Here is a 24,234-nt window from a genome sequence, read left to right as displayed (position 1 = left end):
GTGGAACGGCGATATGACCAACGGCGTGGCGCCGTCGAGCAATCCGAAAGGCACCGACGTTAAGCTTTCGCCAGGCTCATCCACCGGTCAGACCGGCATGGATATGCCGAAAACGCCTGAGCACAAACAGTGGAACGGCGATATGACCAACGGCGTGGCGCCGTCGAGCAATCCGAAAGGCACCGACGTTAAGCTTTCGCCAGGCTCGTCCACCGGTCAGACCGGCATGGATATGCCGAAAACGCCTGAGCACAAGCAGTGGAACGGCGATATGAGCGCAACAGCACAGCCGAAGCAGTGGCTGCCGCTGATGACGGAAACGCCAATTGATATCTATGCGAAGGTGACCATTGCGTTCCAGGACGAACAGCTGAGTTAACCGCCCTCCCCCCGTCGTTCACCGGCGGGATTTTCATGTAGCCATAAAAAAGGGTCTGACCACGGTCAGACCCTTTTCTTATTCAGCAGGCGGGATAATTACTCGTCTTCGAGGTAGGTATACCCGTACAGACCCGCTTCAAACTCTTCGAGGAACTGCTGTTGCAGCGCATCGTCCAGACCGGTGTTTTTCACCTGATCGCGGAACTGAGTCAGCAGCTTGCCCGGATCGAGCTGAACGTACTGGAGCATATCCGCTACGGTATCCCCTTCATCAGACAGCTCAACCTCCACGCTGCCGTCAGGGAAGACAAACACGTCAACCGCTTCGGTATCACCGAACAGGTTGTGCATGTTGCCAAGGATCTCCTGGTACGCACCGACCATAAAGAAGCCCAGCATCGGCGGGTTCTCCGGATCGTACTCCGGCATCGGCATGGTAGTGGCGATACCGTCGCCGTCCACGTAGTGATCGATAGCACCATCGGAGTCACAGGTGATGTCCAGCAGCACCGCACGACGTTCCGGGGCGTGGTTCAGCCCTTCCAGCGGCAGAACCGGGAACAGCTGATCGATACCCCAGGCATCCGGCATCGACTGGAACAGCGAGAAGTTGACGTAAATCTTATCCGCCATACGCTCCTGCAATTCGTCGATAATCGGACGGTGCGCGCGGTTGCTCGGGTCGAGCTGCTTCTGCACTTCATGGCACATGTTCAGATAGAGCTGCTCTGCCCACGCGCGCTCCTGCAGGCTGAAGGTGCCTGAAGAGTAGCCGACGTGAATGTCGTGCAGATCCATCTGGCTGTCATGCAGCCATTCGCGCAGCGAGCGGCGCGTGCCCGGCTCGTGCATCTCCTGCCAGGTTTCCCACATGCTTTGCAGGGAACGAGGCGCATCTTCCTGCGGCGGCGTCGCTTCGGAAATTTCGCTACGCTCAACGCCGATAATGTTGGAAACAAGCACGGTATGGTGCGCGGTCACCGCGCGGCCCGACTCGGTGATCACCGTCGGATGCGGCAGGCCGTGCTCTTCACAGGCATCGCCAATCGCCCAGATAATGTTGTTGGCGTATTCGTTCAGGCCGTAGTTAACAGAGCAGTCGGACTGTGAGCGGGTTCCTTCGTAGTCCACGCCCAGACCGCCGCCGACGTCGAAGCACTGAATGTTGACGCCCAGCTTGTGCAACTCAACGTAGAAACGCGCCGATTCACGCACGCCGGTGGCGATGTCGCGAATGTTCGCCATCTGCGAGCCGAGGTGGAAGTGCAGCAGCTGGATGCTGTCCAGACGACCGCGCTCGCGCAGAATTTCTACCAGCTGCAGCACCTGGTTCGCCGCGAGGCCGAACTTGGATTTTTCGCCGCCGGAGGACTGCCATTTACCGGAACCCTGGGACGCCAGACGCGCACGCACGCCGAGGCGTGGGATCACGTTCAGACGCTCCGCCTCTTCCAGCACAATTGCGATTTCGGTCATCTTTTCGATAACCAGATAGACCTTGTGGCCCATCTTCTCGCCAATCAGCGCCAGACGAATGTATTCACGGTCTTTATAACCGTTACAGACAATCACCGACCGGGTCATGCCCGCGTGCGCCAGAACGGCCATCAGCTCCGCTTTGGAACCGGCTTCCAGCCCCAGCGGTTCACCGGAGTGGATCAGGGATTCAATAACGCGGCGGTGCTGGTTCACCTTAATCGGGTAAACCAGGAAGTAGTCGCCTTTATAGCCATAAGATTCGCGCGCGCGCTTGAACGCGGCGTTAATCGAACGCAGGCGATGTTGCAGGATCTGCGGGAAGCAGAACAGTGCAGGCAAACGCTGGCCCTGCGCTTCGCGAGCTTTCACAAGTCTGGCGAGATCCACGCGCGCATCGGGGACGTCCGGATCGGGGCAAACGCTAATGTGGCCCAGCTCATTGACGTCGTAGTAGTTATTGCCCCACCAGGCAATATTATAAGTGCGCAGCATCTTGCTGGCTTCCTGGGAGCTCATCGCAACCTCCTGCATGGAACGTAGTACACCCTGTTCGCCCGCTGACGAAGGCGAAACTGAAGACATGTCGTCAGACATAGCGAACCTCAACTCTTTGTATTAAGTGTAAAACAGTTGACTACTATCGCAGCGTTATACGGCGATAACAACCCATAAACGGCTCCATCTCCCAGCAGAGTATGCTGAAATCCAGACCGTGCGACCGGTTTCTTATTCATATCATTGTAAAACACGTAACCGAACTGTGTATGACAAGGTTCGGCGAAACCACGAGATAACTCTTGTATTAACAAGAGCGCCCTTGTTCAGTTTTCACAAAGCGTGACCGGCCCTGGAATCCTGAGAAGCGCCGAGATGGGTATAACATCGGCAGGTTTGCAGACTAGAAATGCGGGTTGCGGGAATCAAATGCGCGCCAGAACGGCTGCGCTGAATTAGCGGAAAACGATGGTTCATTATCTCGTATCACCTCCACGGCCGCCTCTGCTGAAACGGACCCCAAGCCAAAGCTGAAAGTTCACTGCTTAACCCGGCTGGAAGTGGCAACACGATGAGTTCATCGAGCGCTTTTTTTTAGAAGCCGCGCGCCGCGTTTTATACCGAGAAGGGGGCTAAAATGCAAAACAAAAATGCGCGCGTTGCCAGCGGCGTCAGGAAATATTTCCAGCTGCGTTTTCAACGCAGTGAGAGGTGAGTCAAAAAAAACTGGAAATCGGTCTAAGAAGTGACCTAAAATAGCCGTCCAGATGTTAATCCATCCATACTGATTAACACTCAGACTGCCAGTGTCAAAACCCGTCGGCCTTGGTAGAATTATCTCCCTTGGCTATTCCACACAGCAGCTTGAGCTAACCAAATTCCTCTTAGGTGAAATATAACATGGCAAAACACCTTTTTACGTCCGAGTCCGTATCAGAAGGACATCCTGATAAAATTGCTGACCAAATCTCCGATGCGGTGCTGGATGCGATCCTGACCCAGGATCCAAAAGCGCGCGTAGCGTGCGAAACCTATGTCAAAACCGGTATGGTTCTGGTGGGCGGTGAGATCACCACCAGCGCATGGGTTGATATCGAAGAGATCACCCGTAACACGGTGCGTGAGATCGGCTATGTGCATTCTGATATGGGCTTTGATGCCAACTCCTGTGCGGTACTGAGCGCCATCGGCAAACAGTCTCCGGACATCAACCAGGGCGTTGACCGTGCCGATCCGCTGGAACAGGGCGCGGGCGACCAGGGCCTGATGTTCGGCTACGCCACCAACGAAACCGACGTGCTGATGCCAGCGCCAGTCACCTACGCACACCGTCTGGTGCAGCGTCAGGCTGAAGTGCGTAAAAACGGCTCCCTGCCGTGGCTGCGCCCGGATGCGAAAAGCCAGGTGACCTTCCAGTACGACGACGGCAAAATCGTCGGTATTGATGCGGTGGTTCTGTCTACCCAGCATTCCGAAGAGATTGACCAGAAAGCGCTGCAGGAAGCGGTGATGGAAGAGATCATCAAGCCGGTTCTGCCCGTTGAGTGGCTGAACTCTGCAACCAAATACTTCATCAACCCAACCGGACGCTTCGTTATCGGCGGCCCAATGGGCGACTGCGGCCTGACCGGTCGTAAAATCATCGTTGATACCTACGGCGGCATGGCGCGTCACGGTGGCGGTGCGTTCTCTGGTAAAGACCCGTCTAAAGTTGACCGTTCTGCGGCATACGCAGCACGTTATGTTGCGAAAAACATCGTGGCTGCAGGCCTGGCCGACCGCTGTGAAATTCAGGTTTCTTACGCCATCGGCGTGGCGGAACCAACGTCAATCATGGTGGAAACCTTTGGTACGGAGAAAGTGCCATCCGAGCAGCTGACGCTGCTGGTGCGCGAGTTCTTCGACCTGCGTCCTTACGGCCTGATCCAGATGCTGGATCTGCTGCACCCAATCTATAAAGAAACCGCTGCGTACGGTCACTTTGGTCGCGAACATTTCCCATGGGAAAAAACCGACAAAGCCGCCCTGCTGCGTGACGCTGCCGGTCTGAAATAATCGACCGACCGTAGCGTTAAACAGGCCAGCCTTTGCGCTGGCCTTTTTTTATGTCGGGTGGCGGCTGCGCCTTACCCGACCTACAAAATCCTCGGACCCGTAGGTCGGGTAAGGCATTGCCGCCACCCGACGACAGACCGCACCCTTTGAAACCGTTTACACCGCACCAAATATATCCTGCTTTCAGATTATTCCCTTTGCATGATCGCATTTCTTCTGCTGTTACATTTCCTTTCAGTTAAGTCTGAATTGTGTACATTCGCGATGCATATCACCTCGTTTACCTCTATATTTTCAAAGCTTTAATATTATTTACGTAGTCAATGTTGTGTAACCGATTACACCGTTGTGATTTGTCTCACATATTTTTACGCACTACTCACCTACTCTTAACATCGTAAAAACTGATAACCCAACTGGAGGGCATAATGCCTGACAATAAAAAACAGGGGCGTACGTCCAATAAGGCGATGACCTTCTTCGTCTGCTTCCTCGCAGCCCTGGCAGGATTACTCTTTGGCCTGGATATCGGCGTTATCGCCGGTGCGTTACCTTTCATCACCGATGAATTCCAGATCTCTTCACACACTCAGGAGTGGGTGGTCAGCTCCATGATGTTCGGTGCCGCCGTGGGTGCGGTGGGCAGCGGCTGGCTCTCCTTCAAGCTCGGGCGTAAAAAGAGCCTGATGATCGGCGCGATCCTGTTCGTGGCTGGGTCATTGTTCTCTGCCGCTGCGCCAAACGTTGAGGTGCTGCTGGTGTCACGCGTACTGCTCGGCCTGGCCGTTGGCGTGGCGTCTTACACCGCGCCGCTGTACCTGTCTGAAATCGCGCCGGAGAAAATCCGTGGCAGCATGATTTCGATGTACCAGCTGATGATCACCATCGGTATTCTGGGCGCTTATCTTTCCGATACGGCGTTCAGCTACAGCGGTGCATGGCGCTGGATGCTCGGCGTGATCATCATCCCTGCGGTGCTGCTGCTGATTGGCGTCTTTTTCCTGCCGGACAGCCCGCGCTGGTTCGCCGCCAAACGCCGCTTCCACGATGCCGAACGGGTTTTACTGCGCCTGCGTGATACCAGCGCAGAAGCGAAAAACGAGCTGGAAGAGATCCGCGAAAGCCTGAAGGTAAAACAGTCCGGCTGGGCGCTGTTTAAAGAGAACAGCAACTTCCGCCGTGCGGTGTTCCTGGGCGTGCTGCTCCAGGTGATGCAACAGTTCACCGGGATGAACGTCATCATGTACTACGCGCCAAAAATCTTCGAACTGGCGGGTTACACCAACACCACCGAGCAGATGTGGGGCACGGTAATCGTCGGTCTGACCAACGTGCTGGCGACCTTTATTGCCATTGGTCTGGTAGACCGTTGGGGACGTAAACCAACGCTGACGCTGGGCTTCCTGGTGATGGCCGTCGGGATGGGCGTCCTCGGTACGATGATGCATGTGGGCATTCACTCCCCGTCTGCACAGTACTTTGCCGTGGCCATGCTGCTGATGTTTATCGTCGGTTTTGCGATGAGCGCCGGTCCGCTGATCTGGGTGCTGTGCTCGGAGATCCAGCCGCTGAAAGGGCGTGATTTTGGTATCACCTGCTCCACCGCGACCAACTGGATCGCCAACATGATCGTCGGCGCAACGTTCCTGACCATGCTCAACACGCTGGGCAATGCGAACACCTTCTGGGTTTACTCCGGCCTGAACATCTTCTTCATTGTTCTGACCATCTGGCTGGTTCCAGAAACCAAACACGTTTCGCTGGAACATATTGAACGTAACCTGATGAAAGGTCGTCCGCTGCGTGAGATTGGCGCACACGACTGAGTGTTCTGCCGGGGAGGTGCCGCTTGCACCTCCCCGCTTCCCGCTTTATGCTCTGCCCCTATGAAAGCTCCCCGTCTCCCCATCGCCCTTCAGCAAGCCGCTATGCGCAGCCTGCGGGAAAAACTCGCCCAGGCAAACCTGAAGCTCGGGCGCAATTATCCGGAACCCAGGCTGGTGTACCACCAGCGCGGCACTGCAGCAGGCACCGCCTGGCTGGAGTCGTGGGAGATCCGCTTAAACCCGGTGCTGATGATGGAAAACCAGCAGGCATTTATCGAAGAGGTGGTGCCTCACGAGCTGGCGCATCTGCTGGTGTGGAAACATTTTGGCCGCGTAGCGCCCCACGGCAAAGAGTGGAAATGGATGATGGAGGCGGTGCTCGGTGTGCCCGCTCGCCGCACGCACCAGTTCGAGCTTGTATCAGTACGCACCAATACTTTCCCCTACCGCTGCTCGTGCCAGCAGCATCAGCTCACCGTGCGCCGTCATAACCGCGTGGTGCGTGGCGAAGCAACCTACCGCTGCGTGAAGTGCGGCGATCCGCTGGTTGCGGAATGATCAAATGAACAATCAGGAACTTTCCTGATCTGACTGATTGCATACAGGAACAACATCCGCTACGTTGCCGGCTCGTTTTGACACGGAGTGTAAGATGTCCCGTAATTTCTCCCTCACCGTCGCCTTTCTGACGACGGCGCTCTCCGGCCACGCGCTGGCCGACGGTATCCATAGTTTTTCCCAGGCAAAAACCGCAGGCGTCAAGATTAACGCTGACGCGCCGGGCGATTTCTACTGTGGCTGTAAGATTAACTGGCAGGGCAAAAAAGGCGTCGTTGACCTCGCATCCTGCGGCTACAAAGTCCGTAAAAATGAGAACCGCGCCAGCCGCATCGAATGGGAACATGTCGTTCCGGCATGGCAGTTCGGCCATCAGCGCCAGTGCTGGCAGGATGGCGGGCGTAAAAACTGCGCCAAAGACCCGGTCTATCGCCAGATGGAAAGCGATATGCACAACCTGCAGCCAGCGGTAGGCGAAGTGAACGGCGATCGCGGCAACTTCATGTACAGCCAGTGGAACGGCGGCGAAGGCCAGTACGGACAGTGCGCCATGAAGGTGGATTTCAAAGAGAAAGTCGCCGAGCCGCCAGCCCGCGCGCGCGGCAGCATTGCCCGCACCTACTTCTACATGCGCGACCGTTACTCGCTTACGCTTTCACGCCAGCAGACGCAGCTGTTTAACGCCTGGGACAAGATGTATCCGGTGACGGCGTGGGAGTGCCAGCGCGATGAGCGCATTGCGAAAGTTCAGGGGAATCACAACCCTTACGTCCAGCGGGCTTGCCAGGCGCAAAAGAGCTAACCTACACTAGCGGCAATTCGCTTACACCGCATGACACATGGAATTTCTGACTATGCGCATTCCCCGCATCTACCATCCTGAACTGATTACCACAGGCCGTGAGATCGCCCTGTCTGACGACGCCGCCAACCATGTAGGCCGCGTGCTGCGTATGGGCGCAGGCCAGGCGATTCAGCTCTTCGACGGCTCCAACCAGGTGTTCGACGCTGAAATTACGCGCGCCGACAAAAAAAGCGTGCACGTCAACGTGCTGCGCGGTGAAGTGGACGACCGTGAATCGCCGCTGCATATCCATCTGGGACAGGTGATGTCGCGCGGTGAAAAGATGGAGTTCACCATTCAGAAATCCATTGAACTCGGTGTAAGCCTCATTACGCCACTTTTTTCTGAGCGCTGTGGCGTTAAACTGGATGCTGAACGTCTGAACAAAAAGATCCAGCAGTGGCAGAAAATTGCCGTTGCGGCCTGCGAGCAAAGCGGCCGCAACCGGATACCGGAGATCCGCCCGGCGATGGATCTTGAGGACTGGTGTGCTGAAGAGGAGAGCGGGCTGAAGCTCAATCTCCACCCTCGCGCCAGCGCCAGCATCAACACGCTGCCGCTGCCCGTCGAGCGCGTGCGCCTGTTGATTGGCCCGGAGGGCGGCCTGTCGGCTGACGAGATCGCCATGACGGCACGTTACCAGTTTACTGATATTCTGTTAGGGCCTCGCGTTCTGCGCACTGAGACAACGGCGCTCACCGCCATTACCGCGCTACAGGTGCGTTTTGGCGATCTGGGTTGACCCATATTGATGGAGAAAAAAATGATCAAGCTCGGCATCGTGATGGATCCCATCGCAAACATTAACATCAAGAAAGATTCCAGCTTCGCTATGCTGCTGGAAGCGCAGCGTCGCGGCTATGAACTCCACTATATGGAGATGAACGATCTTTACCTGATCAACGGTGAAGCCCGCGCGCGTACCCGCCTCGTTAACGTCGAGCAGAACTACGACAAATGGTACGAATTCGGCAGCGAGCAGGATATCGCCCTGGCCGACCTCAACGTCATCCTGATGCGTAAAGATCCGCCGTTCGATACCGAATTTATCTACTGCACCTATATCCTGGAACGCGCAGAAGAGAAAGGCACGCTCATCGTCAACAAGCCGCAGAGCCTGCGCGACTGCAACGAGAAGCTTTACACCGCCTGGTTCTCTGACCTGACGCCGGAAACGCTGGTGACCCGCAGCAAGGCACAGCTGAAAGCGTTCTGGCAGCAACACGGCGATATCATCATGAAGCCGCTGGACGGCATGGGCGGCGCGTCTATCTTCCGCGTTAAAGAAGGCGATCCTAACATTGGCGTCATTGCCGAAACGCTGACCGAGCTGGGTACCCGCTACTGCATGGCGCAGAACTACCTGCCTGCCATCGTCGACGGCGACAAGCGTGTGCTGGTGGTGGACGGCGAGCCGGTGCCTTACTGCCTGGCGCGTATCCCGCAGGGTGGAGAAACCCGCGGCAACCTCGCAGCTGGTGGCCGTGGCGAACCGCGCCCGTTGACCGAAAGCGACTGGGAAATTGCCCGCCGCGTTGGCCCTACGCTTAAAGCCAAAGGGCTGATCTTCGTCGGCCTGGACATCATCGGCGACCGTCTGACCGAAGTGAACGTCACCAGCCCAACCTGCATCCGTGAAATTGAGGCGGAATTCCCGATTTCGATCACCGGTATGCTGATGGACGCCATCGAAAAACGTTTACAGAAGTAACCCACCAAAGAGTGACAGCGTTGTCGTTTCTCCGCATACTGGACGCTGTCGCTTTTTAAACCAGGAAACAGACCCTCTGACAATGAATTTACAGCATCACTTTCTTATTGCCATGCCTGCACTCCAGGACCCAATTTTCCGCCGCGCCGTGGTGTACATTTGTGAATACAATGAAGACGGTGCGATGGGAATTATCATCAACAAGCCGCTGGAAAACCTCCAGGTAGAAGGGATTCTGGAAAAGCTGAAAATCACCACGGAAGAGCGTCTGCCAGAGATCCGTCTTGATAAAGCCGTCATGCTGGGTGGGCCACTTGCAGAAGATCGCGGTTTTATTCTGCATACCCCGCCGGTCTTTTCCTCCAGTATTCGCATTTCGGATAACACCGTTATCACCACCTCACGCGATGTCCTTGAAACACTCGGTACGGCAAATCAGCCTTCCGAAGTGCTGGTTGCGCTGGGCTACGCCTCATGGGAGAAAGGCCAGCTTGAGCAGGAAATTCTGGATAACGCCTGGCTGACCGCGCCCGCGGATATGAACATCCTGTTTAAAACCCCGATTGCCGATCGCTGGCGCGAGGCCGCAAAACTTATCGGCATTGATATTCTGACCATGCCCGGCGTAGCGGGGCACGCCTGATGAACGGAACGCTTATTGCCTTCGACTTTGGCACCAAAAGCATCGGCGTTGCCGTGGGCCAGCGCATTACCGGCACGGCACGCCCGCTGACGGCGCTCAAGGCCAACGACGGCACGCCCGACTGGAACCTTATCGAACGTCTGCTCAAAGAGTGGCAGCCGGACGACGTGATTGTCGGGCTGCCGCTGAACATGGACGGCACCGAGCAACCGCTTACCGCCAGGGCGCGTAAATTTGCCAATAAAATTCATGGCCGCTTTGGTGTATCCGTGAAGCTGCATGACGAGCGTCTGAGCACCGTCGAAGCGCGCGCCGGGCTGTTTGAACACGGTGGCTTCCGGGCGCTGAACAAAGGCAGCGTCGACTCGGCCTCCGCCGTCATTATCCTCGAGAGCTATTTCGAGCAGGGTTACTGAGCCTCTTTTCACGCGGTAGCCCGGCAGGTTCCTATAGCCTGCCCTGCGCCCGGCGCTCAGCCAGGCTCTGTTCAAAGTTCTGCATGCCCGCCTGCTGACCCGTTTGAACGATCCCGGGAAGCTGCCAGGTTTTGCCTTCACGGATCAGGTTCGCCGCCGCCGGGGTATTCACCAGCAGCTCATAAAGCGCGACGCGCCCGCCCTGCAAATCCGGGCGCAGCTTTTGCGCCAGAACCGCCCGCAGGCTGCCCGCCAGCTGGGTGCGCACCGGGTCTTTCTCCTGCGCCGGAAAGGTATCCACCAGCCGTTCAATGGCCTGCGATGCCCCGCGCGTATGCAGCGTCGCCAGCACCAGATGCCCGGTTTCTGCCGCCGTCAGCGCCAGGCGGATCGTTTCGCTGTCGCGCAGCTCCCCCAGCAAAATCACATCCGGATCTTCACGCAACGCGCCCCGCAGCGCCTCGGCAAACGTCGGGCTGTGCTGGCCTATCTCGCGCTGCTGGATCAGGCAGCGTTCACTCTGATAGATAAATTCCACCGGATCTTCGAGCGTCAGAATATGCCCGTCGGTGTGGTGGTTGAGAAAATCGACCATCGCCGCCAGAGTGGTGGATTTTCCGCTGCCGGTTGCCCCGGTCACCAGCAGCAGCCCGCTGTCATTCAGTAACAGCTCCGGGATCGCCCGCGGCACGCCCAGCGCAGAAAGTTGCGGGCAGGCACGCGGCAGCAGTCGCAGCGCGACAGAGGCACCCTGCATATGCATAAACGCGCTGCCGCGCAGGCGCTGGTTTTCGCCGGTGGTGACGGCAAAATCCACCTGCCCGTTTGCCCACCACGTCCCCTGCTGTTCATCATTAAGCCACTCCCTGAGCAGCACGTTCACGTCCGGAGGCGGAAACGGGGCGGGCTCAAGGCGGCCTAATCGCCGCCAGCGCGGGGGGGCATCACTGCACAGGTGTAGATCGGAGACGTTATGCTTTACACTAAGGGCCACGATTTCTTCCACATCCATAGACTACTCCTCGGAAAATGAACGACATTGCGCATAACCTGGCACAGGTCCGGGACAAAATCTCAGCCGCTGCAACGCGTTGCGGCCGTGCTTCAGAAGAAATTACGTTGCTTGCAGTCAGTAAAACCAAGCCTGCGAGCGCCCTCGCAGAAGCGATTGCCGCCGGGCAGCGGGCGTTTGGCGAAAACTACGTGCAGGAAGGCGTGGACAAAATTTGCCATTTCCGTGACCAGGGGCAGGACGATTTGCAATGGCACTTTATTGGCCCGCTGCAGTCGAACAAAAGCCGTCTGGTCGCGGAGCATTTTGACTGGTGTCACACGATCGATCGTCTGAAGATTGCCGCGCGCCTGAACGACCAGCGCCCGGCGGAGATGGCTCCGCTTAACGTGCTGATTCAAATCAACATTAGCGACGAGAACAGCAAATCCGGCATTGCGCTGAGCGAGCTCGACGCCCTGGCGGCAGAGGTGGCAGCACTGCCGCACCTGACCCTGCGCGGGCTGATGGCGATCCCGGCACCTGAGTCAAGTTATGAAAGGCAGTTTGCCGTAGCACGGCAAATGGCTGTAGCATTTGAAGCGCTTAAAGCGCGCTACACAACGGTAGACACGCTTTCTCTGGGCATGTCGGATGATATGGAAGCCGCGATTGCGGCAGGCAGTACGATGGTGCGCATCGGCACAGCAATTTTCGGTGCGCGCGATTACACCCAATAATAAGGAAACCTAAGGAACGCCATGAAGACGTTGACTTTCCTGCTCTCAACAGTGCTTGAGCTGTATACGATGGCGCTGTTACTGCGTGTCTGGATGCAGTGGGCCCGCTGTGATTTTTATAATCCGTTCTCACAGTTTGTCGTGAAGGTAACCCAGCCCGTCGTGGGGCCGCTGCGCCGCATTATTCCGGCGATGGGGCCTATCGACAGCGCCTCGCTGCTGATGGCGTTTATCCTGAGCGTTATCAAAGCGATCGTGCTGTTTATGGTCATTACCTTCCAGCCGATTATCTGGATCGCTGCCGTTCTGATCCTCATCAAAACCGTCGGCCTGCTGATATTCTGGGTCTTGCTGGTGATGGCAATCATGAGCTGGGTGAGCCAGGGCCGTAGCCCGGTGGAGTACGCGCTTATCCAGCTGGCTGAACCGCTGCTGCGCCCGATTCGCAATCTGCTGCCGTCGATGGGCGGTATCGACTTTTCGCCGATGATCCTTGTCCTGCTGCTGTACGTGGCTAACATGGGGATCGCCGAGCTGTTACAGGCGACGGGCAACATGCTGCTGCCGGGGCTGTGGATGGCGCTATGAGTGCCGTAAGCACCTGCGCTGACGGGCTGGTTCTACGGCTGTATATTCAGCCGAAAGCCAGCCGCGACAGCATTGTTGGGCTGCATGGCGACGAGCTAAAAGTCGCCATCACCGCCCCGCCGGTGGATGGTCAGGCCAATGCGCATCTGACCAAATATCTGGCTAAACAGTTTCGCGTCGCCAAAAGCCAGGTCATCATTGAAAAAGGTGAACTGGGGCGACATAAACAGGTAAAAATCCTCAATCCGCAATCGATCCCGACGCAAGTCGCGGCGCTGACCGAACAGGACTAAACCATGCAGAAAGTTGTTCTCGCTACCGGTAATGCCGGTAAAGTGCGCGAGCTGGCCTCGCTTTTAAATGATTTTGGGCTGGACGTGGTCGCCCAGACCGAGCTTGGCGTGGATTCCGCCGAGGAGACGGGCCTGACGTTTATCGAAAACGCGATCCTGAAAGCGCGCCATGCCGCTCAGATTACCGGCCTGCCTGCCATTGCCGACGACTCCGGCCTGGCCGTAGATTATCTTGGCGGCGCGCCGGGAATTTACTCCGCGCGCTACTCTGGTGAAGATGCCACCGACCAGCAAAATCTGGAAAAACTGCTTGTCGCCCTGAAGGATGTGCCTGACGACCAGCGCACCGCGCAGTTCCACTGCGTGCTGGTTTACCTGCGCCATGCCGAAGACCCCACGCCTGTTGTCTGCCACGGCAGCTGGCCGGGCGTGATCGCCCGCGAGGCGGCTGGCAGCGGCGGCTTTGGCTACGACCCAATTTTCTTTGTCCCGTCTGAGGGCAAAACCGCTGCGGAACTGACCCGCGAAGAGAAAAGCGCGATTTCCCACCGTGGGCGCGCGCTGAAACTGTTACTGGAAGCATTACGTAATGGCTAACCTGCCACCTCTGAGTCTGTATATTCACATCCCGTGGTGCGTGCAGAAATGCCCGTACTGCGATTTCAACTCGCACGCGCTGAAAGGCGAAGTGCCGCACGATGATTACGTTGCGCATCTGCTGGCCGACCTGGACGCCGATGTACCTTACGCACAGGGACGTGAAGTTAAGACCATTTTTATTGGTGGCGGTACGCCGAGCCTGCTTTCAGGCCCGGCGATGCAGACGCTGCTGGACGGCGTACGTGCGCGCCTGAACCTGGCAGCGGATGCTGAAATTACGATGGAAGCCAACCCCGGCACCGTTGAGGCCGACCGTTTTGTCGACTATCAGCGTGCGGGGGTGAACCGTATCTCCATCGGCGTACAGAGCTTTAGCGAGCAAAAATTAACGCGCCTGGGGCGCATTCACGGCCCGGACGAGGCAAAGCGCGCAGCGCATCTGGCAACGGGGCTTGGCCTTCGCAGCTTTAACCTCGATTTGATGCACGGCCTGCCGGACCAGTCGCTCGACGAAGCGCTGGACGACCTGCGTCAGGCGATTGAACTTAATCCACCGCATCTCTCCTGGTATCAGCTGACCATTGAGCCAAACACGCTGTTTGGCTCACGCCCGCCGGTACTGCCGGATGACGACGCGCTGTGGGATATCTTCGAACAAGGACATCAGCTGTTGACCGCCGCAGGCTATCAGCAGTACGAAACCTCCGCCTATGCGAAGCCGGGCTACCAGTGCCAGCACAACCTGAACTACTGGCGCTTTGGCGATTATCTGGGGATAGGCTGCGGCGCGCACGGCAAAGTGACCTTCCCGGACGGGCGCATCCTGCGTACCGCTAAAACGCGCCATCCGCGCGGGTATATGGAAGGCCGCTATCTGGAGCGTCAGCACGACGTCGAGGCGGCGGATAAGCCGTTTGAATTCTTTATGAACCGCTTCCGCCTGCTGGAAGCCGCGCCGCGTGCGGAGTTCTCGCGCTATACCGGGCTGGCAGAGTCGGTGATCCGCCCGCAGATCGACGAGGCGCTGGCGCAGGGGTATCTCACCGAATGTGATGAATACTGGCAGATCACCGAGCATGGCAAACTGTTCTTAAACTCCCTTCTTGAGCTGTTCCTCGCCGACGATTCCTGAACACAGCGTCAGGATTTTGCATCCCGTTCTGCCAGCTGAGGGAAAGGCTGGCAGAGTATGGGGATGGAAAAATCAAAACAACTCCGCAAGGAAATGACGCCCGAAGAATTACGCCTCTGGTATTTACTCAGAGGACGTCGCTTCTTTGGCTATAAGTTTCGCCGCCAGATGCCGATTGGCACATACATCGTTGATTTTGCCTGTTTTAAAGCCAAGCTGATTATTGAGCTTGATGGGGGGCAACATCAGGATGAAGAAGCATATGACTTACGCAGAACGGCTTTTTTAAAGGCTAACGGCTGGGAAGTGATACGGTTCTGGAACAATGAGTTCAGGGTAAATGAAGAGGAGGTACTGATGGCTATTATGCAACGATTGCAATGCCTGATGCCCTCACCCTAACCCTCTCCCACAGGGAGAGGGAACTTTGCCCCAGGGGTGAGAGTACGTTTACTCCCTCTCCCCTGGGGAGAGGGCCGGGGTGAGGGGCCCGGCACGCAGAAAACTTACTTCAACGTCCCCACCAGCGCCTTTCTGCTATCTTCCAGCGACACCACGCGTTTACACACGTCTTTGCCGAACTGCTGGAAATCGGCTTCCTGGTTTTTCCATTCGTTCTGAATCGACGTCTGTAATCCGCCCAGGCTGCCCAGCACGCCCTGCAGCGGGTTACCGCCGCCTTTCAGCACGGCTTTTGCGCCCATCTCGTTGATGCTGTCCTGCAAAATACCGCCCATCGCCTGGTTCACCAGGTTTTGGCCGTCGGCGCGCACCTGATCAATGGCCTTGTAGTGGAACGTCAGGCCGTCGGTGCGAGTCTCGATAATGCGGTTCATCTGCTCTTTCAGCTGCTTGTCCAGCCTGGTCAGGCGGGTGCGCATGTTGCTGCTCTCACCCACCTCTTTAGTGATGATCTTGTCCAGCGCCACGCGGCTTTTCTCAACGCGCGTCAGGGCACCGTCGTTCACCCACGGCAGTGCGGTGCGCAAATCAGCCTGATAATCTTTTGCCTGCTCGCGCTGAGCGGCCGTCAGGTTTTGCGGTTTGCCGTTAAAGGTGACGTTGCCATCCGGCGTAATCACCAGATCGCCGTTCTCGCCTTTGACCTGCACGGTTTGCGGGCTTAATACCACGTCGTCACGCGGGGTGACGCTACATTTATACTCCGCATGGGCGGTGGTTCCGATTGCCAATAGAGCAACAGCCAGCAACGTTTTGCGCATCTTAAACACTCCCTCAGACAAAATGGGCCAGCTAATGCTGGCCCCGTACCTGCTTTATTAGTCCCACCAAACGTCGAAAAGTTCGCTGACGCGGACATCTTCCATTTTGTGGTCTTCAAGCCATTTGCGGACCAGCGCCTGGTGCTCTTCGGTGCATTTACCCACTTCCTGGGTGCAGATCAGACCTTCCCACGCCAGATAGCCGCTACCGTCAAAGGCCAGCTTGTTGGGTTCGATCACCTCGTTGATGAACGCATCTACGTCCTGATCGATCTGCTCAACGCTGGTGCCTTCCGGGAAACGCCAGGCAACGGAGAAACCTACTTCCTGGAATTCTTCGATGTGCATCTTTTTACGCAGACGACGGCTACGATTCTTTGCCATTATTTCACCCTCTCGAACATTAAGTCCCATACGCCGTGACCAAGACGATGGCCACGCTGTTCAAATTTTGTCACCGGACGTGAATCCGGGCGCGGTACATAGTCGTTGCTTTCAGACTGGTTTTTATACCCGTCCAGCGACGACATCACTTCCAGCATATGTTCCGCATAAGGTTCCCAGTCGGTCGCCATGTGGAAAACGCCGCCCAGCTTTAACTTACTTTTCAGCAGCTCTGCAAACGGTGCCTGAACGATACGGCGTTTATTATGACGTGCTTTGTGCCACGGGTCAGGGAAAAAGAGCTGAACCATGTTCAAAGAATTGTCAGGAATCATTTTGTGCAGCACTTCTACCGCGTCGTGGCACATCACGCGCAGGTTCTCAACGCCCTCTTCATGGGCCATTGCCAGACACGCGCCGACGCCCGGCGAGTGCACTTCAATGCCGAGGAAGTTCTGCTCGGGGCGCGCTTTCGCCATAGTCACCAGCGAGGTGCCCATACCAAAACCAATCTCCAGCGTGACGGGCGCGTCGCGGCCAAACAGCGCGGTGAAGTCGACAGGCTGTTCAGTGAACTCAACGCCCATCACCGGCCAGTAGTTGTCCAGCGCGTGTTGCTGCCCTTTTGTCAGGCGGCCCTGACGGCGGACGAAGCTGCGAATACGGCGCAGCGGGCGGCCGTTTTCATCAAATTCCGGTGAAATGACGTCGTTTTTCATAAAAAGTGGTCTGCTCGTGAGAGTGTTCGGGAAACGGGCATTATCCAAAGTTAAGGCATCTATGCAAGCATGGGAAAGATCCGGTTTACAGCAGATTGACGCTGTGCTGCAATCTGCGTCCCTGATTATGCGAATCGATGACCATGCAAGCCTCTCAATTTTCAGCCCAGGTGCTGGACTGGTACGACAAATACGGGCGTAAAACCCTGCCCTGGCAAATTGAAAAAACGCCCTACAAAGTATGGCTCTCCGAGGTGATGCTGCAACAAACGCAGGTCGCGACGGTCATTCCTTACTTTGAACGCTTTATGGCGCGCTTTCCCACGGTTACCGATCTGGCGAATGCGCCTCTGGACGAGGTGCTGCACCTGTGGACCGGGCTTGGCTATTACGCCCGCGCGCGCAACCTGCACAAGGCAGCACAGCAGGTGGCGACGCGCCATAACGGCACATTCCCGGAAACGTTCGATGAAGTGGCGGACCTGCCCGGCGTCGGGCGTTCCACCGCGGGCGCGATTCTCTCCCTCTCCTTAGGCAAACACTTCCCGATCCTCGACGGCAACGTGAAGCGGGTGCTCGCACGCTGCTACGCGGTGGACGGCTGGCCGGGCAAAAAAGAGGTCGAGAAGCGTCTGTGGGACATTAGCGAAGCGGTCACGCCGGCAAACGGCGTTGAGCGTTTTAACCAGGCGATGATGGATCTCGGCGCGATGGTCTGCACCCGTTCAAAACCGAAGTGCGAACTCTGCCCGGTGAACAACCTGTGCGTGGCCTATGCAAACCACGCCTGGGCGCAGTATCCCGGCAAAAAGCCGAAGCAGACGCTGCCCGAGCGCACCGGCTATATGCTGCTGATGCAGCACGGCGACGAGGTGTTTTTGGCGCAGCGTCCACCGAGCGGCCTGTGGGGTGGTCTATACTGCTTCCCACAGTTTGAAGATGAAGATTTGCTTCGCGAATGGCTGAAACAGCGCGGCATTGCGGACGATACTCTCACACAGCAAACCGCGTTTCGTCATACCTTCAGCCATTTCCACCTGGATATTGTGCCCATGTGGCTTCCCGTGTCCTCCATCGCCTCCTGCATGGATGAAGGAAGCGGTCTCTGGTATAACTTAGCGCAACCGCCATCAGTCGGGCTGGCGGCTCCCGTGGAGCGCCTGTTACAGCAATTACGTGTCGGTGCACTGATTTAGCACCGGCCAGAAAATGAGGAATGAGTATGGCCAGAACTATTTTTTGTACTTTCCTGCAGCGCGACGCTGAAGGCCAGGATTTCCAGCTCTACCCGGGCGACCTGGGTAAGCGCATCTACAACGAGATCTCCAAAGAAGCCTGGGGCCAGTGGCAGAAAAAGCAGACCATGCTGATCAACGAGAAAAAGCTCAGCATGATGAACCCGGAACACCGCAAACTGCTGGAACAGGAGATGGTGAACTACCTGTTCGAAGGTAAAGACGTGCACATCGAAGGCTATACGCCACCGGAAAAATAATACCGCGCCGCTGTTGCCCGGCGGCGCTTCGCTTGCACGGGCCTACGGTTTTGTAGGCCGGGTAAGCGCAGCGCCACCCGGCGAAAGCAACGACTAAGCAAACACAACACGCACTCCCGGAATGATGAAAAAATTTTTAGCGCTTGCTCTTGTTGCGCCGTTGCTGGTCTCTTGTTCCTCAAAGAAAGGCGAGGATTACAACGAAGCCTGGGTGAAGGACACCAACGGTTTTGACATTCTGATGGGGCAGTTTGCCCACAACATCGAGAATATCTGGGGATTTAACGAAGTTCTTATCGCCGGACCTAAGGACTACGTTAAGTACACCGACGCCTATCAGACCCGTAGCCACATCAACTTTGATGACGGTACGATCACCATTGAAACCATTGCAGGTACTGAACCCGCCGCGCGCCTGCGTCAGGCCATTATCAAAACCCTGCTGATGGGTGACGATCCCGGCACTATCGATCTTTACTCGGATGCCGATGACATCACCATCTCCAAAGAGCCGTTCCTGTATGGCCAGGTGGTGGATCAGACCGGGCAGCCGATTCGCTGGGAAGGTCGCGCCTCGACGTTCGCCGATTACCTGCTGAAAACGCGCCTCAAGAGCCGCACCAACGGCCTGAAGATTATCTACAGCGTCACCATCAACCTGGTACCGAACCACCTCGACAAACGTGCGCATAAGTACATCGGCATGGTGCGCCAGGCATCGCGTAAGTATGGCGTGGATGAGTCGTTGATTCTGGCGATTATGCAGACCGAATCCTCATTCAACCCGTACGCGGTCAGCCGTTCCGACGCGCTGGGGCTGATGCAGGTTGTTCAGCACAGCGCCGGTAAAGACGTGTTCCGCTCTCAGGGGCGTTCCGGGACGCCGAGCCGCAGCTACCTGTTCGATCCGCAAAGCAACATTGATACCGGCACCGCCTATCTGGCAATGCTGAACAACGTTTATCTGGGCGGGATCGATAACCCGACCTCGCGGCGCTACGCGGTGATCACCGCCTATAACGGCGGCGCGGGCAGCGTGCTGCGCGTCTTCTCCAGCGACAAGGTGCAGGCTGCGAATATCATCAACAGCATGGCTCCAGGCGATGTCTATACCACGCTCACCACCCGCCACCCGTCGGCAGAATCCCGTCGCTATCTGTATAAGGTGAATACGGCGCAGAAAAACTATCGTCGCCGTTAAAACCGATTCCCCTCACCCTGCCCTCTCCCAAAGGGAGAGGGTATTCAGGTTCCCTCTCCCTTTGGGAGAGGGTTAGGGTGAGGGCATCAGATCTTCCCAACCCATACAAAAACCTTATTTGCATCACAATTTAATCTGCAAATTAATGTGGATTGCATTTTTTTGCGGGAGGTAACAAAACATAATCTCTCCTGCTGATAGAATTGCATCAAATAACAACCCTGAATGTTCTTATAACAACATATCTCCCGCTCACTTGTGAGGAAAGTAACATGAACCTTAAGCTGCAGCTTAAAATATTATCGTTTCTGCAGTTCTGCCTGTGGGGAAGCTGGCTGACTACACTCGGCTCCTATATGTTTGTGACGCTCAAGTTCGATGGTGCGTCAATCGGTGCCGTCTACAGCTCGCTCGGTATTGCGGCTGTTTTCATGCCAACATTGCTCGGTATCGTGGCGGATAAGTGGCTGAGTGCGAAATGGCTCTACATGCTTTGCCATCTGGTGGGCGCGGGGACGCTGTTTATGGCGGCCGAAGTGACCACGCCGGGGGCGATGTTCATGGTGATCCTGCTTAACTCGCTGGCCTATATGCCAACGCTTGGCCTGATCAACACCATCTCCTATTACCGCCTGAAATCCGCGGGCCTGGATATCGTTACCGATTTCCCGCCTATCCGTATCTGGGGCACCATCGGCTTTATCATGGCGATGTGGGGCGTGAGCTTCGCGGGCTTCGAGCTGAGCCACATGCAGTTGTACATCGGGGCTGCGCTCTCCGTGGTGCTGGCGCTGTTTACCCTGACGCTGCCGCACATTCCGGTCTCTAACCAGCAGAAGAACCAGAGCTGGAGCACCATGCTCGGTCTGGACGCCTTTGCGCTGTTTAAAAACAAACGTATGGCGATCTTCTTTATCTTCTCCATGCTGCTGGGCGCAGAGCTGCAGATCACCAACATGTTCGGCAACACCTTCCTGCACAGCTTCGATAATAACCCGCTGTTTGCCGGGAGCTTTATCGTTGAGCACGCGTCGGTGATGATGTCCATCTCGCAGATCTCCGAGACGCTGTTCATCCTGACCATCCCGTTCTTCCTGAGCCGCTACGGCATCAAGAACGTCATGCTGATCAGTATTTTTGCGTGGATGCTGCGCTTCGGCCTGTTCGCCTACGGCGATCCAAGCCCGTTCGGCACCGTGCTGCTGGTTCTGTCGATGATTGTTTACGGCTGCGCCTTCGACTTCTTCAACATCTCCGGTTCGGTGTTTGTCGAGAAAGAGGTGAAACCTGAAATCCGCGCCAGCGCGCAGGGCATGTTCCTGATGATGACCAACGGCTTCGGCTGTATTCTGGGCGGCGTGGTGAGCGGTAAAGTGGTTGAGATGTACACCACCAACGGCATTACCGACTGGCAGCCGGTGTGGCTGATCTTCGCCGCATACTCGCTGGTACTGTTCTTCGCGTTCATCGCGCTGTTCAAGTACAAGCACGTGCGTGTGCCAAACGGTGCGCAGCCGATAGCGCATTAATTGTTGTGCCCGGTGGCGGCTTCGCCTTACCGGGCCTACAAAAACACCGTTCGTAGGCCGGGTAAGCGTTAGCGCCACCCGGCTATTTTATGGCAGACAGCACCCACCCCACCGACAGCAAATCCGCGCTGCCGCCGGGGCTTAAGTTCCGTTCAATTAACGCCTTATCCATCTTAAGCAACGCATCACGATCCCAGCCGTTCATCAGCAGTTCCCGTGCATAGTCCTGCACGTAGCACAACCCTTCAATGCCGCCGCGCGACACCAGATTGCTGTCCTGATTCGTCGCCATCAGGCGCAGCAGCAGCTCGTGAAGCGAACGCCCTGTCCATCCGGCCAGCGCCCTGCGCACCGTGGCAAAGCCGCTCTCCGCCTCGCCGCGCGCGCCGGTTAAACCATACTGCTGATAGTGCCGCTCACCCGCCGTTGCCTGCCCGCTGCGCCCGGCAAGTTCCCGCGCCACCAGCCCACGACAGATGTTACTCACCTCACAGCAGAGGCTGTCTGCACAGACATTTTTCACACGCCCTGAAGCAAAGCACAGCAGCCCGAGGGCGAAAATTCCCCCTTTGTGCGTATTCACGCCGTGAGTGGCGGCATACATGGCCTGCTCGCAGGCGATCCCCATCGGGCGGATAATCCGCAACTGCTCAACGGCGGGTTGATCCGCATGCTGCGCCCCCAGCGCGGCGAACCGTGAAAACCACGGTGAAATCGCCTCAATGCTGCGAACAAACAGGGCATGATCCATATCGCGATGGGAGCCGTTATTTAGCCGGTCCACCAGCCCCGGCTTGGGCGTTAGCGCCAGCTCCTGCCACAGCGCCTCCTCGGCAAGCGCGGGCACCGCTACCGGGCGCGGGTTAGTCTCGAGCAAACCAGTCATCAATCATCTTCTCCACACAGGCCACCACCTGCCCGACGGGATGCTTGCGCGAGCGTGAACAGGCGTGCGCGGGCGCGTCACAAATCAGGCAGCGTCTGAGGTGCGCCCCCAGCGACTGCCGCCCGACGTGGCCGTGCTGAGGGCAGATCACATCGAGGTCCCACAGCCTGCCGAGCGGGTGCGTCTGCTCCAGCGTCGCGCAGTGGGCTTTGATTTCCGCCGCCGGATGGGCCACGCACCACAGGGCTTCCGGCCCGGTGGGCAGCCACAGCACCTGGCGATCCAGCACCTGCCAGCGGTTTTCCCACAGCAATTGGTCACACATCTGGAGCGCCACGCCCATGGTGTTGCGATAGCGCAGGCTGTCTTTGATCTCCCCCGGGGTAACCAGCGTGAGGGAAATTACCGGCTGGTGATAATGCGCAAGCATGTCAGCCTGGCGTGCTGCACGGCGCTCTTTCGCCGCCAGCACCTCGTCCAGGCCGACACCCGCGCGCACGGGTGTCGCTGTCGTCATATTCACTCCTTAACCTGTCTTACGGTGTCGATCACGCTGCCGTCGCGATAGCGGATCACCCCAACGATTTTGTCGGTAAATGCGATGGGCTTTGGCACGCCGGTCAGGGAAATCGCCCGCGCGTACAGGGCATCGATATCCACAATCTTCAGCCCCGCCGCCAGCAGGCGATCGCGGATTTCCGGGCGGGCCGGGTTCACCGCGATGCCGTGATCGGTCACCAGCACGTCGATGCTCTCCCCCGGCGTAAGGCGGGTAGTGACGCGCTTCACCACCGTGGGAATACGGCTGCGCAGCAATGGCGCGACCACGATGGTCAGGTTGGCTGCCGCAGCCACGTCGCAGTGCCCGCCGGATGCGCCGCGCATCACGCCGTCGGAGCCGGTGATAACGTTGACGTTAAACTCAACGTCAATTTCCAGGGCGCTGAGGATCACCACGTCGAGCTGGTCGCAGCTTGCCGCCTTGCTGCCGGGGTTGGCGTAGACGTTAGTGGAGATCTCAACGTGTTTCGGATTGCGCGCCAGCGAGGCCGCCGCCTGTCCGTCAAAGCACTGGGTGTCGAGCAGCGTGTCGATAAGCCCCTTTTCGTGCAGGTCCACCAGGCTGCCGGTGATCCCGCCGAGGGCGAAGCGCGCCGTCACGCCGCTGCGCTCCATCTTCTCCTCCATAAAGCGCGTGCAGGCTGTAGCGGCCGCGCCGGAACCGGTCTGCATCGAGAAGCCCGGCCTGAAGTAGCCGGAGTGTTCAATCACGTCCGCCGCATAGCGGGCGATCATCAGTTCGCGCGGGTTGCTGGTAACGCGCGCCGCGCCAACGCTAATTTTTGCCGGATCGCCGACGCTCTCGACCTGCACGATATAGTCCACCCGATCCTGCACGATGCTGGCGGGCATATTGGGGAACGGCACCAGCGCTTCGGTCAGCAGTACCACCTTGCGGGCATAATGCGCATCCACCATCGCGTAGCCCAGCGAGCCGCAGCAGGAGGTGCCGTGCGTACCGTTGGCATTGCCAAACGCATCGCTGCACGGCACGCCAAGAAACGCCACGTCGATGTTCAGCTCGCCGTCCTGCAGCAGCTTCACGCGCCCGCCGTGGGAGTGGATTTGCACCGGCTCATCCATCAGTCCGTGGGAGATGGCCTCTGCCAGCCTGCCGCGCATCCCGGAGGTGTAAATCCGGGTGATCACGCCGCTCTGTATATGCTCAATCAGCGCGTCGTTGCAGGTCATCAGCGAGCTGGAGGCCAGGGTCAGATTTTTGAAACCCATCCGCGCCAGCAGCGCCACGACGCTATTGATCACCCGGTCCCCTTCACGAAACGCGTGGTGGAAGGAGATCGTCATACCGTCCTGCAGGCCGCTGCGCATCACTGCCTCTTCGAGGGAGGCGCACAGTTTGCGGTTGTGCTTCGCGTCAGCGTCCGCCAGCCACGGCGTCGCGCTGTGGGCGGTATCAAAGGGTTGAAGGTCCCGCAGATGGGGAAAATTCACATGGAGAAGTTCTGTCTGATTCATTCTGTCAT

At 57.4% G+C, this 24,234-nt stretch carries 29 protein-coding genes; 19 read left to right on the top strand and 10 right to left on the bottom strand.

All coding sequences use genetic code 11. From position 1 onward, the window contains the following. A partial coding sequence (locus ACWKX3_RS17930; RefSeq protein ID WP_454542159.1) for a hypothetical protein occupies positions 1 to 379 on the top strand: 379 nt, incomplete at its 5' end. Positions 380 to 477: 98 nt separating this feature from the next. Here the strand turns inward: ACWKX3_RS17930 and speA are convergent. The 3 genes from speA to ACWKX3_RS17915 form a co-directional block, all read right to left on the bottom strand. Continuing rightward, positions 478 to 2,454 carry a biosynthetic arginine decarboxylase gene (speA, locus tag ACWKX3_RS17925; RefSeq protein WP_042321927.1) on the bottom strand — a complete coding sequence of 659 codons (1,977 nt, stop codon included), beginning with the start codon at positions 2,452 to 2,454 and terminating at the stop codon, positions 478 to 480. Positions 2,455 to 2,462: 8 nt separating this feature from the next. After that, a complete protein-coding gene (gene yqgB / locus ACWKX3_RS17920; RefSeq protein WP_127463540.1) occupies positions 2,463 to 2,594 on the bottom strand; it encodes an acid stress response protein YqgB in 132 nt (43 codons plus the stop codon). Between the two features lie 94 nt (positions 2,595 to 2,688). Then, positions 2,689 to 2,832, bottom strand: coding sequence for a hypothetical protein (locus ACWKX3_RS17915; protein WP_418250466.1), 144 nt, complete (start codon positions 2,830 to 2,832; stop codon positions 2,689 to 2,691). Between the two features lie 423 nt (positions 2,833 to 3,255). Here ACWKX3_RS17915 and metK point away from each other — a divergent pair, with 423 nt between their 5' ends. The 8 genes from metK to ruvX all read left to right on the top strand — a co-directional run bounded on the left by metK (position 3,256) and on the right by ruvX (position 10,408). Further along, a complete protein-coding gene (gene metK / locus ACWKX3_RS17910; RefSeq protein WP_006178439.1) occupies positions 3,256 to 4,410 on the top strand; it encodes a methionine adenosyltransferase in 1,155 nt (384 codons plus the stop codon). Positions 4,411 to 4,838: 428 nt separating this feature from the next. Continuing rightward, entirely contained in the window at positions 4,839 to 6,236 is a 1,398-nt protein-coding gene (galP, locus tag ACWKX3_RS17905; RefSeq protein WP_006178440.1) for a galactose/proton symporter, read from the top strand. A gap of 60 nt (positions 6,237 to 6,296) precedes the next feature. Beyond that, the gene (locus tag ACWKX3_RS17900) at positions 6,297 to 6,794 is read left to right on the top strand and encodes a SprT family zinc-dependent metalloprotease (protein WP_058608620.1); all 498 of its coding nucleotides are present in this window, start codon (positions 6,297 to 6,299) and stop codon (positions 6,792 to 6,794) included. 94 nt (positions 6,795 to 6,888) lie between these two features. Beyond that, positions 6,889 to 7,596 (top strand): deoxyribonuclease I, encoded by a 708-nt coding sequence (gene endA, locus ACWKX3_RS17895; protein WP_006178442.1) that lies wholly within the window; start codon positions 6,889 to 6,891, stop codon positions 7,594 to 7,596. A 52-nt stretch (positions 7,597 to 7,648) separates the two neighbouring features. Then, on the top strand, positions 7,649 to 8,380 hold the full coding sequence (gene rsmE / locus ACWKX3_RS17890; protein WP_202562273.1) for a 16S rRNA (uracil(1498)-N(3))-methyltransferase: 732 nt from the start codon (positions 7,649 to 7,651) through the stop codon (positions 8,378 to 8,380). Positions 8,381 to 8,401: 21 nt separating this feature from the next. Continuing rightward, positions 8,402 to 9,349: a glutathione synthase gene (gshB, locus tag ACWKX3_RS17885; protein WP_042322311.1), complete on the top strand. Its 948-nt coding sequence runs from the start codon at positions 8,402 to 8,404 to the stop codon at positions 9,347 to 9,349. Between the two features lie 82 nt (positions 9,350 to 9,431). Beyond that, positions 9,432 to 9,992: a YqgE/AlgH family protein gene (locus ACWKX3_RS17880; RefSeq protein ID WP_137272712.1), complete on the top strand. Its 561-nt coding sequence runs from the start codon at positions 9,432 to 9,434 to the stop codon at positions 9,990 to 9,992. Beyond that, positions 9,992 to 10,408 carry a Holliday junction resolvase RuvX gene (gene ruvX / locus ACWKX3_RS17875; RefSeq protein ID WP_454542158.1) on the top strand — a complete coding sequence of 139 codons (417 nt, stop codon included), beginning with the start codon at positions 9,992 to 9,994 and terminating at the stop codon, positions 10,406 to 10,408. The genes ACWKX3_RS17880 and ruvX overlap by 1 nt, the downstream gene beginning before the upstream one ends. A gap of 31 nt (positions 10,409 to 10,439) precedes the next feature. Here the strand turns inward: ruvX and ACWKX3_RS17870 are convergent, their stop codons facing one another. Then, on the bottom strand, positions 10,440 to 11,420 hold the full coding sequence (locus ACWKX3_RS17870; protein ID WP_088208561.1) for a type IV pilus twitching motility protein PilT: 981 nt from the start codon (positions 11,418 to 11,420) through the stop codon (positions 10,440 to 10,442). Between the two features lie 17 nt (positions 11,421 to 11,437). Between ACWKX3_RS17870 and ACWKX3_RS17865 the strand changes: the two genes are divergently transcribed. The 6 genes from ACWKX3_RS17865 to ACWKX3_RS17840 all read left to right on the top strand — a co-directional run bounded on the left by ACWKX3_RS17865 (position 11,438) and on the right by ACWKX3_RS17840 (position 15,154). After that, the gene (locus ACWKX3_RS17865; protein WP_454542157.1) at positions 11,438 to 12,139 is read left to right on the top strand and encodes a YggS family pyridoxal phosphate-dependent enzyme; all 702 of its coding nucleotides are present in this window, start codon (positions 11,438 to 11,440) and stop codon (positions 12,137 to 12,139) included. A 21-nt stretch (positions 12,140 to 12,160) separates the two neighbouring features. Next, positions 12,161 to 12,727: a YggT family protein gene (locus ACWKX3_RS17860; RefSeq protein WP_058608623.1), complete on the top strand. Its 567-nt coding sequence runs from the start codon at positions 12,161 to 12,163 to the stop codon at positions 12,725 to 12,727. Next, positions 12,724 to 13,020, top strand: coding sequence for a DUF167 family protein YggU (yggU, locus tag ACWKX3_RS17855; RefSeq protein WP_006178450.1), 297 nt, complete (start codon positions 12,724 to 12,726; stop codon positions 13,018 to 13,020). Before ACWKX3_RS17860 ends, yggU begins: the two co-directional genes overlap by 4 nt. 3 nt (positions 13,021 to 13,023) lie before the next feature. Next, positions 13,024 to 13,617: an XTP/dITP diphosphatase gene (locus tag ACWKX3_RS17850; protein ID WP_102890222.1), complete on the top strand. Its 594-nt coding sequence runs from the start codon at positions 13,024 to 13,026 to the stop codon at positions 13,615 to 13,617. Continuing rightward, positions 13,610 to 14,752, top strand: coding sequence for a radical SAM family heme chaperone HemW (gene hemW, locus ACWKX3_RS17845; RefSeq protein WP_058608625.1), 1,143 nt, complete (start codon positions 13,610 to 13,612; stop codon positions 14,750 to 14,752). The genes ACWKX3_RS17850 and hemW overlap by 8 nt, the downstream gene beginning before the upstream one ends. 63 nt (positions 14,753 to 14,815) lie before the next feature. Beyond that, positions 14,816 to 15,154, top strand: a complete 339-nt coding sequence (locus ACWKX3_RS17840) for an endonuclease domain-containing protein (protein ID WP_137272707.1) — start codon at positions 14,816 to 14,818, stop codon at positions 15,152 to 15,154. A 104-nt stretch (positions 15,155 to 15,258) separates the two neighbouring features. On the opposite strand, the gene ACWKX3_RS17835 is transcribed toward ACWKX3_RS17840, so the two are convergent. From ACWKX3_RS17835 to trmB, 3 genes are read right to left on the bottom strand one after another with little or no spacing between them, the layout of a single operon-like run. After that, complete coding sequence (locus tag ACWKX3_RS17835) at positions 15,259 to 15,975, bottom strand: YggN family protein (protein ID WP_058608626.1); 717 nt, start codon at positions 15,973 to 15,975, stop codon at positions 15,259 to 15,261. Between the two features lie 57 nt (positions 15,976 to 16,032). Next, positions 16,033 to 16,359, bottom strand: coding sequence for a YggL family protein (locus ACWKX3_RS17830; protein WP_006178455.1), 327 nt, complete (start codon positions 16,357 to 16,359; stop codon positions 16,033 to 16,035). Next, complete coding sequence (trmB, locus tag ACWKX3_RS17825; protein ID WP_058608627.1) at positions 16,359 to 17,078, bottom strand: tRNA (guanosine(46)-N7)-methyltransferase TrmB; 720 nt, start codon at positions 17,076 to 17,078, stop codon at positions 16,359 to 16,361. Before trmB ends, ACWKX3_RS17830 begins: the two co-directional genes overlap by 1 nt. A 137-nt stretch (positions 17,079 to 17,215) precedes the next feature. Here trmB and mutY point away from each other — a divergent pair, with 137 nt between their 5' ends. The 4 genes from mutY (at position 17,216) to ACWKX3_RS17805 (ending at position 21,303) form a co-directional block, all read left to right on the top strand. Further along, positions 17,216 to 18,274, top strand: a complete 1,059-nt coding sequence (gene mutY, locus ACWKX3_RS17820) for an A/G-specific adenine glycosylase (RefSeq protein WP_102890221.1) — start codon at positions 17,216 to 17,218, stop codon at positions 18,272 to 18,274. A gap of 26 nt (positions 18,275 to 18,300) precedes the next feature. Continuing rightward, a complete protein-coding gene (locus ACWKX3_RS17815) occupies positions 18,301 to 18,573 on the top strand; it encodes an oxidative damage protection protein (RefSeq protein WP_042321942.1) in 273 nt (90 codons plus the stop codon). Positions 18,574 to 18,697: 124 nt separating this feature from the next. Next, complete coding sequence (gene mltC / locus ACWKX3_RS17810; protein WP_042321946.1) at positions 18,698 to 19,774, top strand: membrane-bound lytic murein transglycosylase MltC; 1,077 nt, start codon at positions 18,698 to 18,700, stop codon at positions 19,772 to 19,774. A 272-nt stretch (positions 19,775 to 20,046) separates the two neighbouring features. Then, positions 20,047 to 21,303 carry a nucleoside permease gene (locus ACWKX3_RS17805; protein WP_006178462.1) on the top strand — a complete coding sequence of 419 codons (1,257 nt, stop codon included), beginning with the start codon at positions 20,047 to 20,049 and terminating at the stop codon, positions 21,301 to 21,303. Positions 21,304 to 21,385: 82 nt separating this feature from the next. Here the strand turns inward: ACWKX3_RS17805 and citG are convergent, their stop codons facing one another. The 3 genes from citG to citF are packed head-to-tail and all read right to left on the bottom strand — an operon-like array spanning position 21,386 to position 24,226. Then, positions 21,386 to 22,189 (bottom strand): triphosphoribosyl-dephospho-CoA synthase CitG, encoded by an 804-nt coding sequence (gene citG, locus ACWKX3_RS17800; protein WP_454542156.1) that lies wholly within the window; start codon positions 22,187 to 22,189, stop codon positions 21,386 to 21,388. Further along, on the bottom strand, positions 22,167 to 22,706 hold the full coding sequence (citX, locus tag ACWKX3_RS17795; protein ID WP_454542155.1) for a citrate lyase holo-[acyl-carrier protein] synthase: 540 nt from the start codon (positions 22,704 to 22,706) through the stop codon (positions 22,167 to 22,169). The genes citG and citX overlap by 23 nt, the downstream gene beginning before the upstream one ends. A 2-nt stretch (positions 22,707 to 22,708) precedes the next feature. Then, positions 22,709 to 24,226, bottom strand: a complete 1,518-nt coding sequence (gene citF / locus ACWKX3_RS17790) for a citrate lyase subunit alpha (protein WP_454542154.1) — start codon at positions 24,224 to 24,226, stop codon at positions 22,709 to 22,711. Positions 24,227 to 24,234 lie beyond the last annotated feature (8 nt).

The organism is Enterobacter sp. UPMP2052 (assembly GCF_053709675.1).
This window is presented reverse-complemented; position numbering and strand designations above follow the sequence as displayed.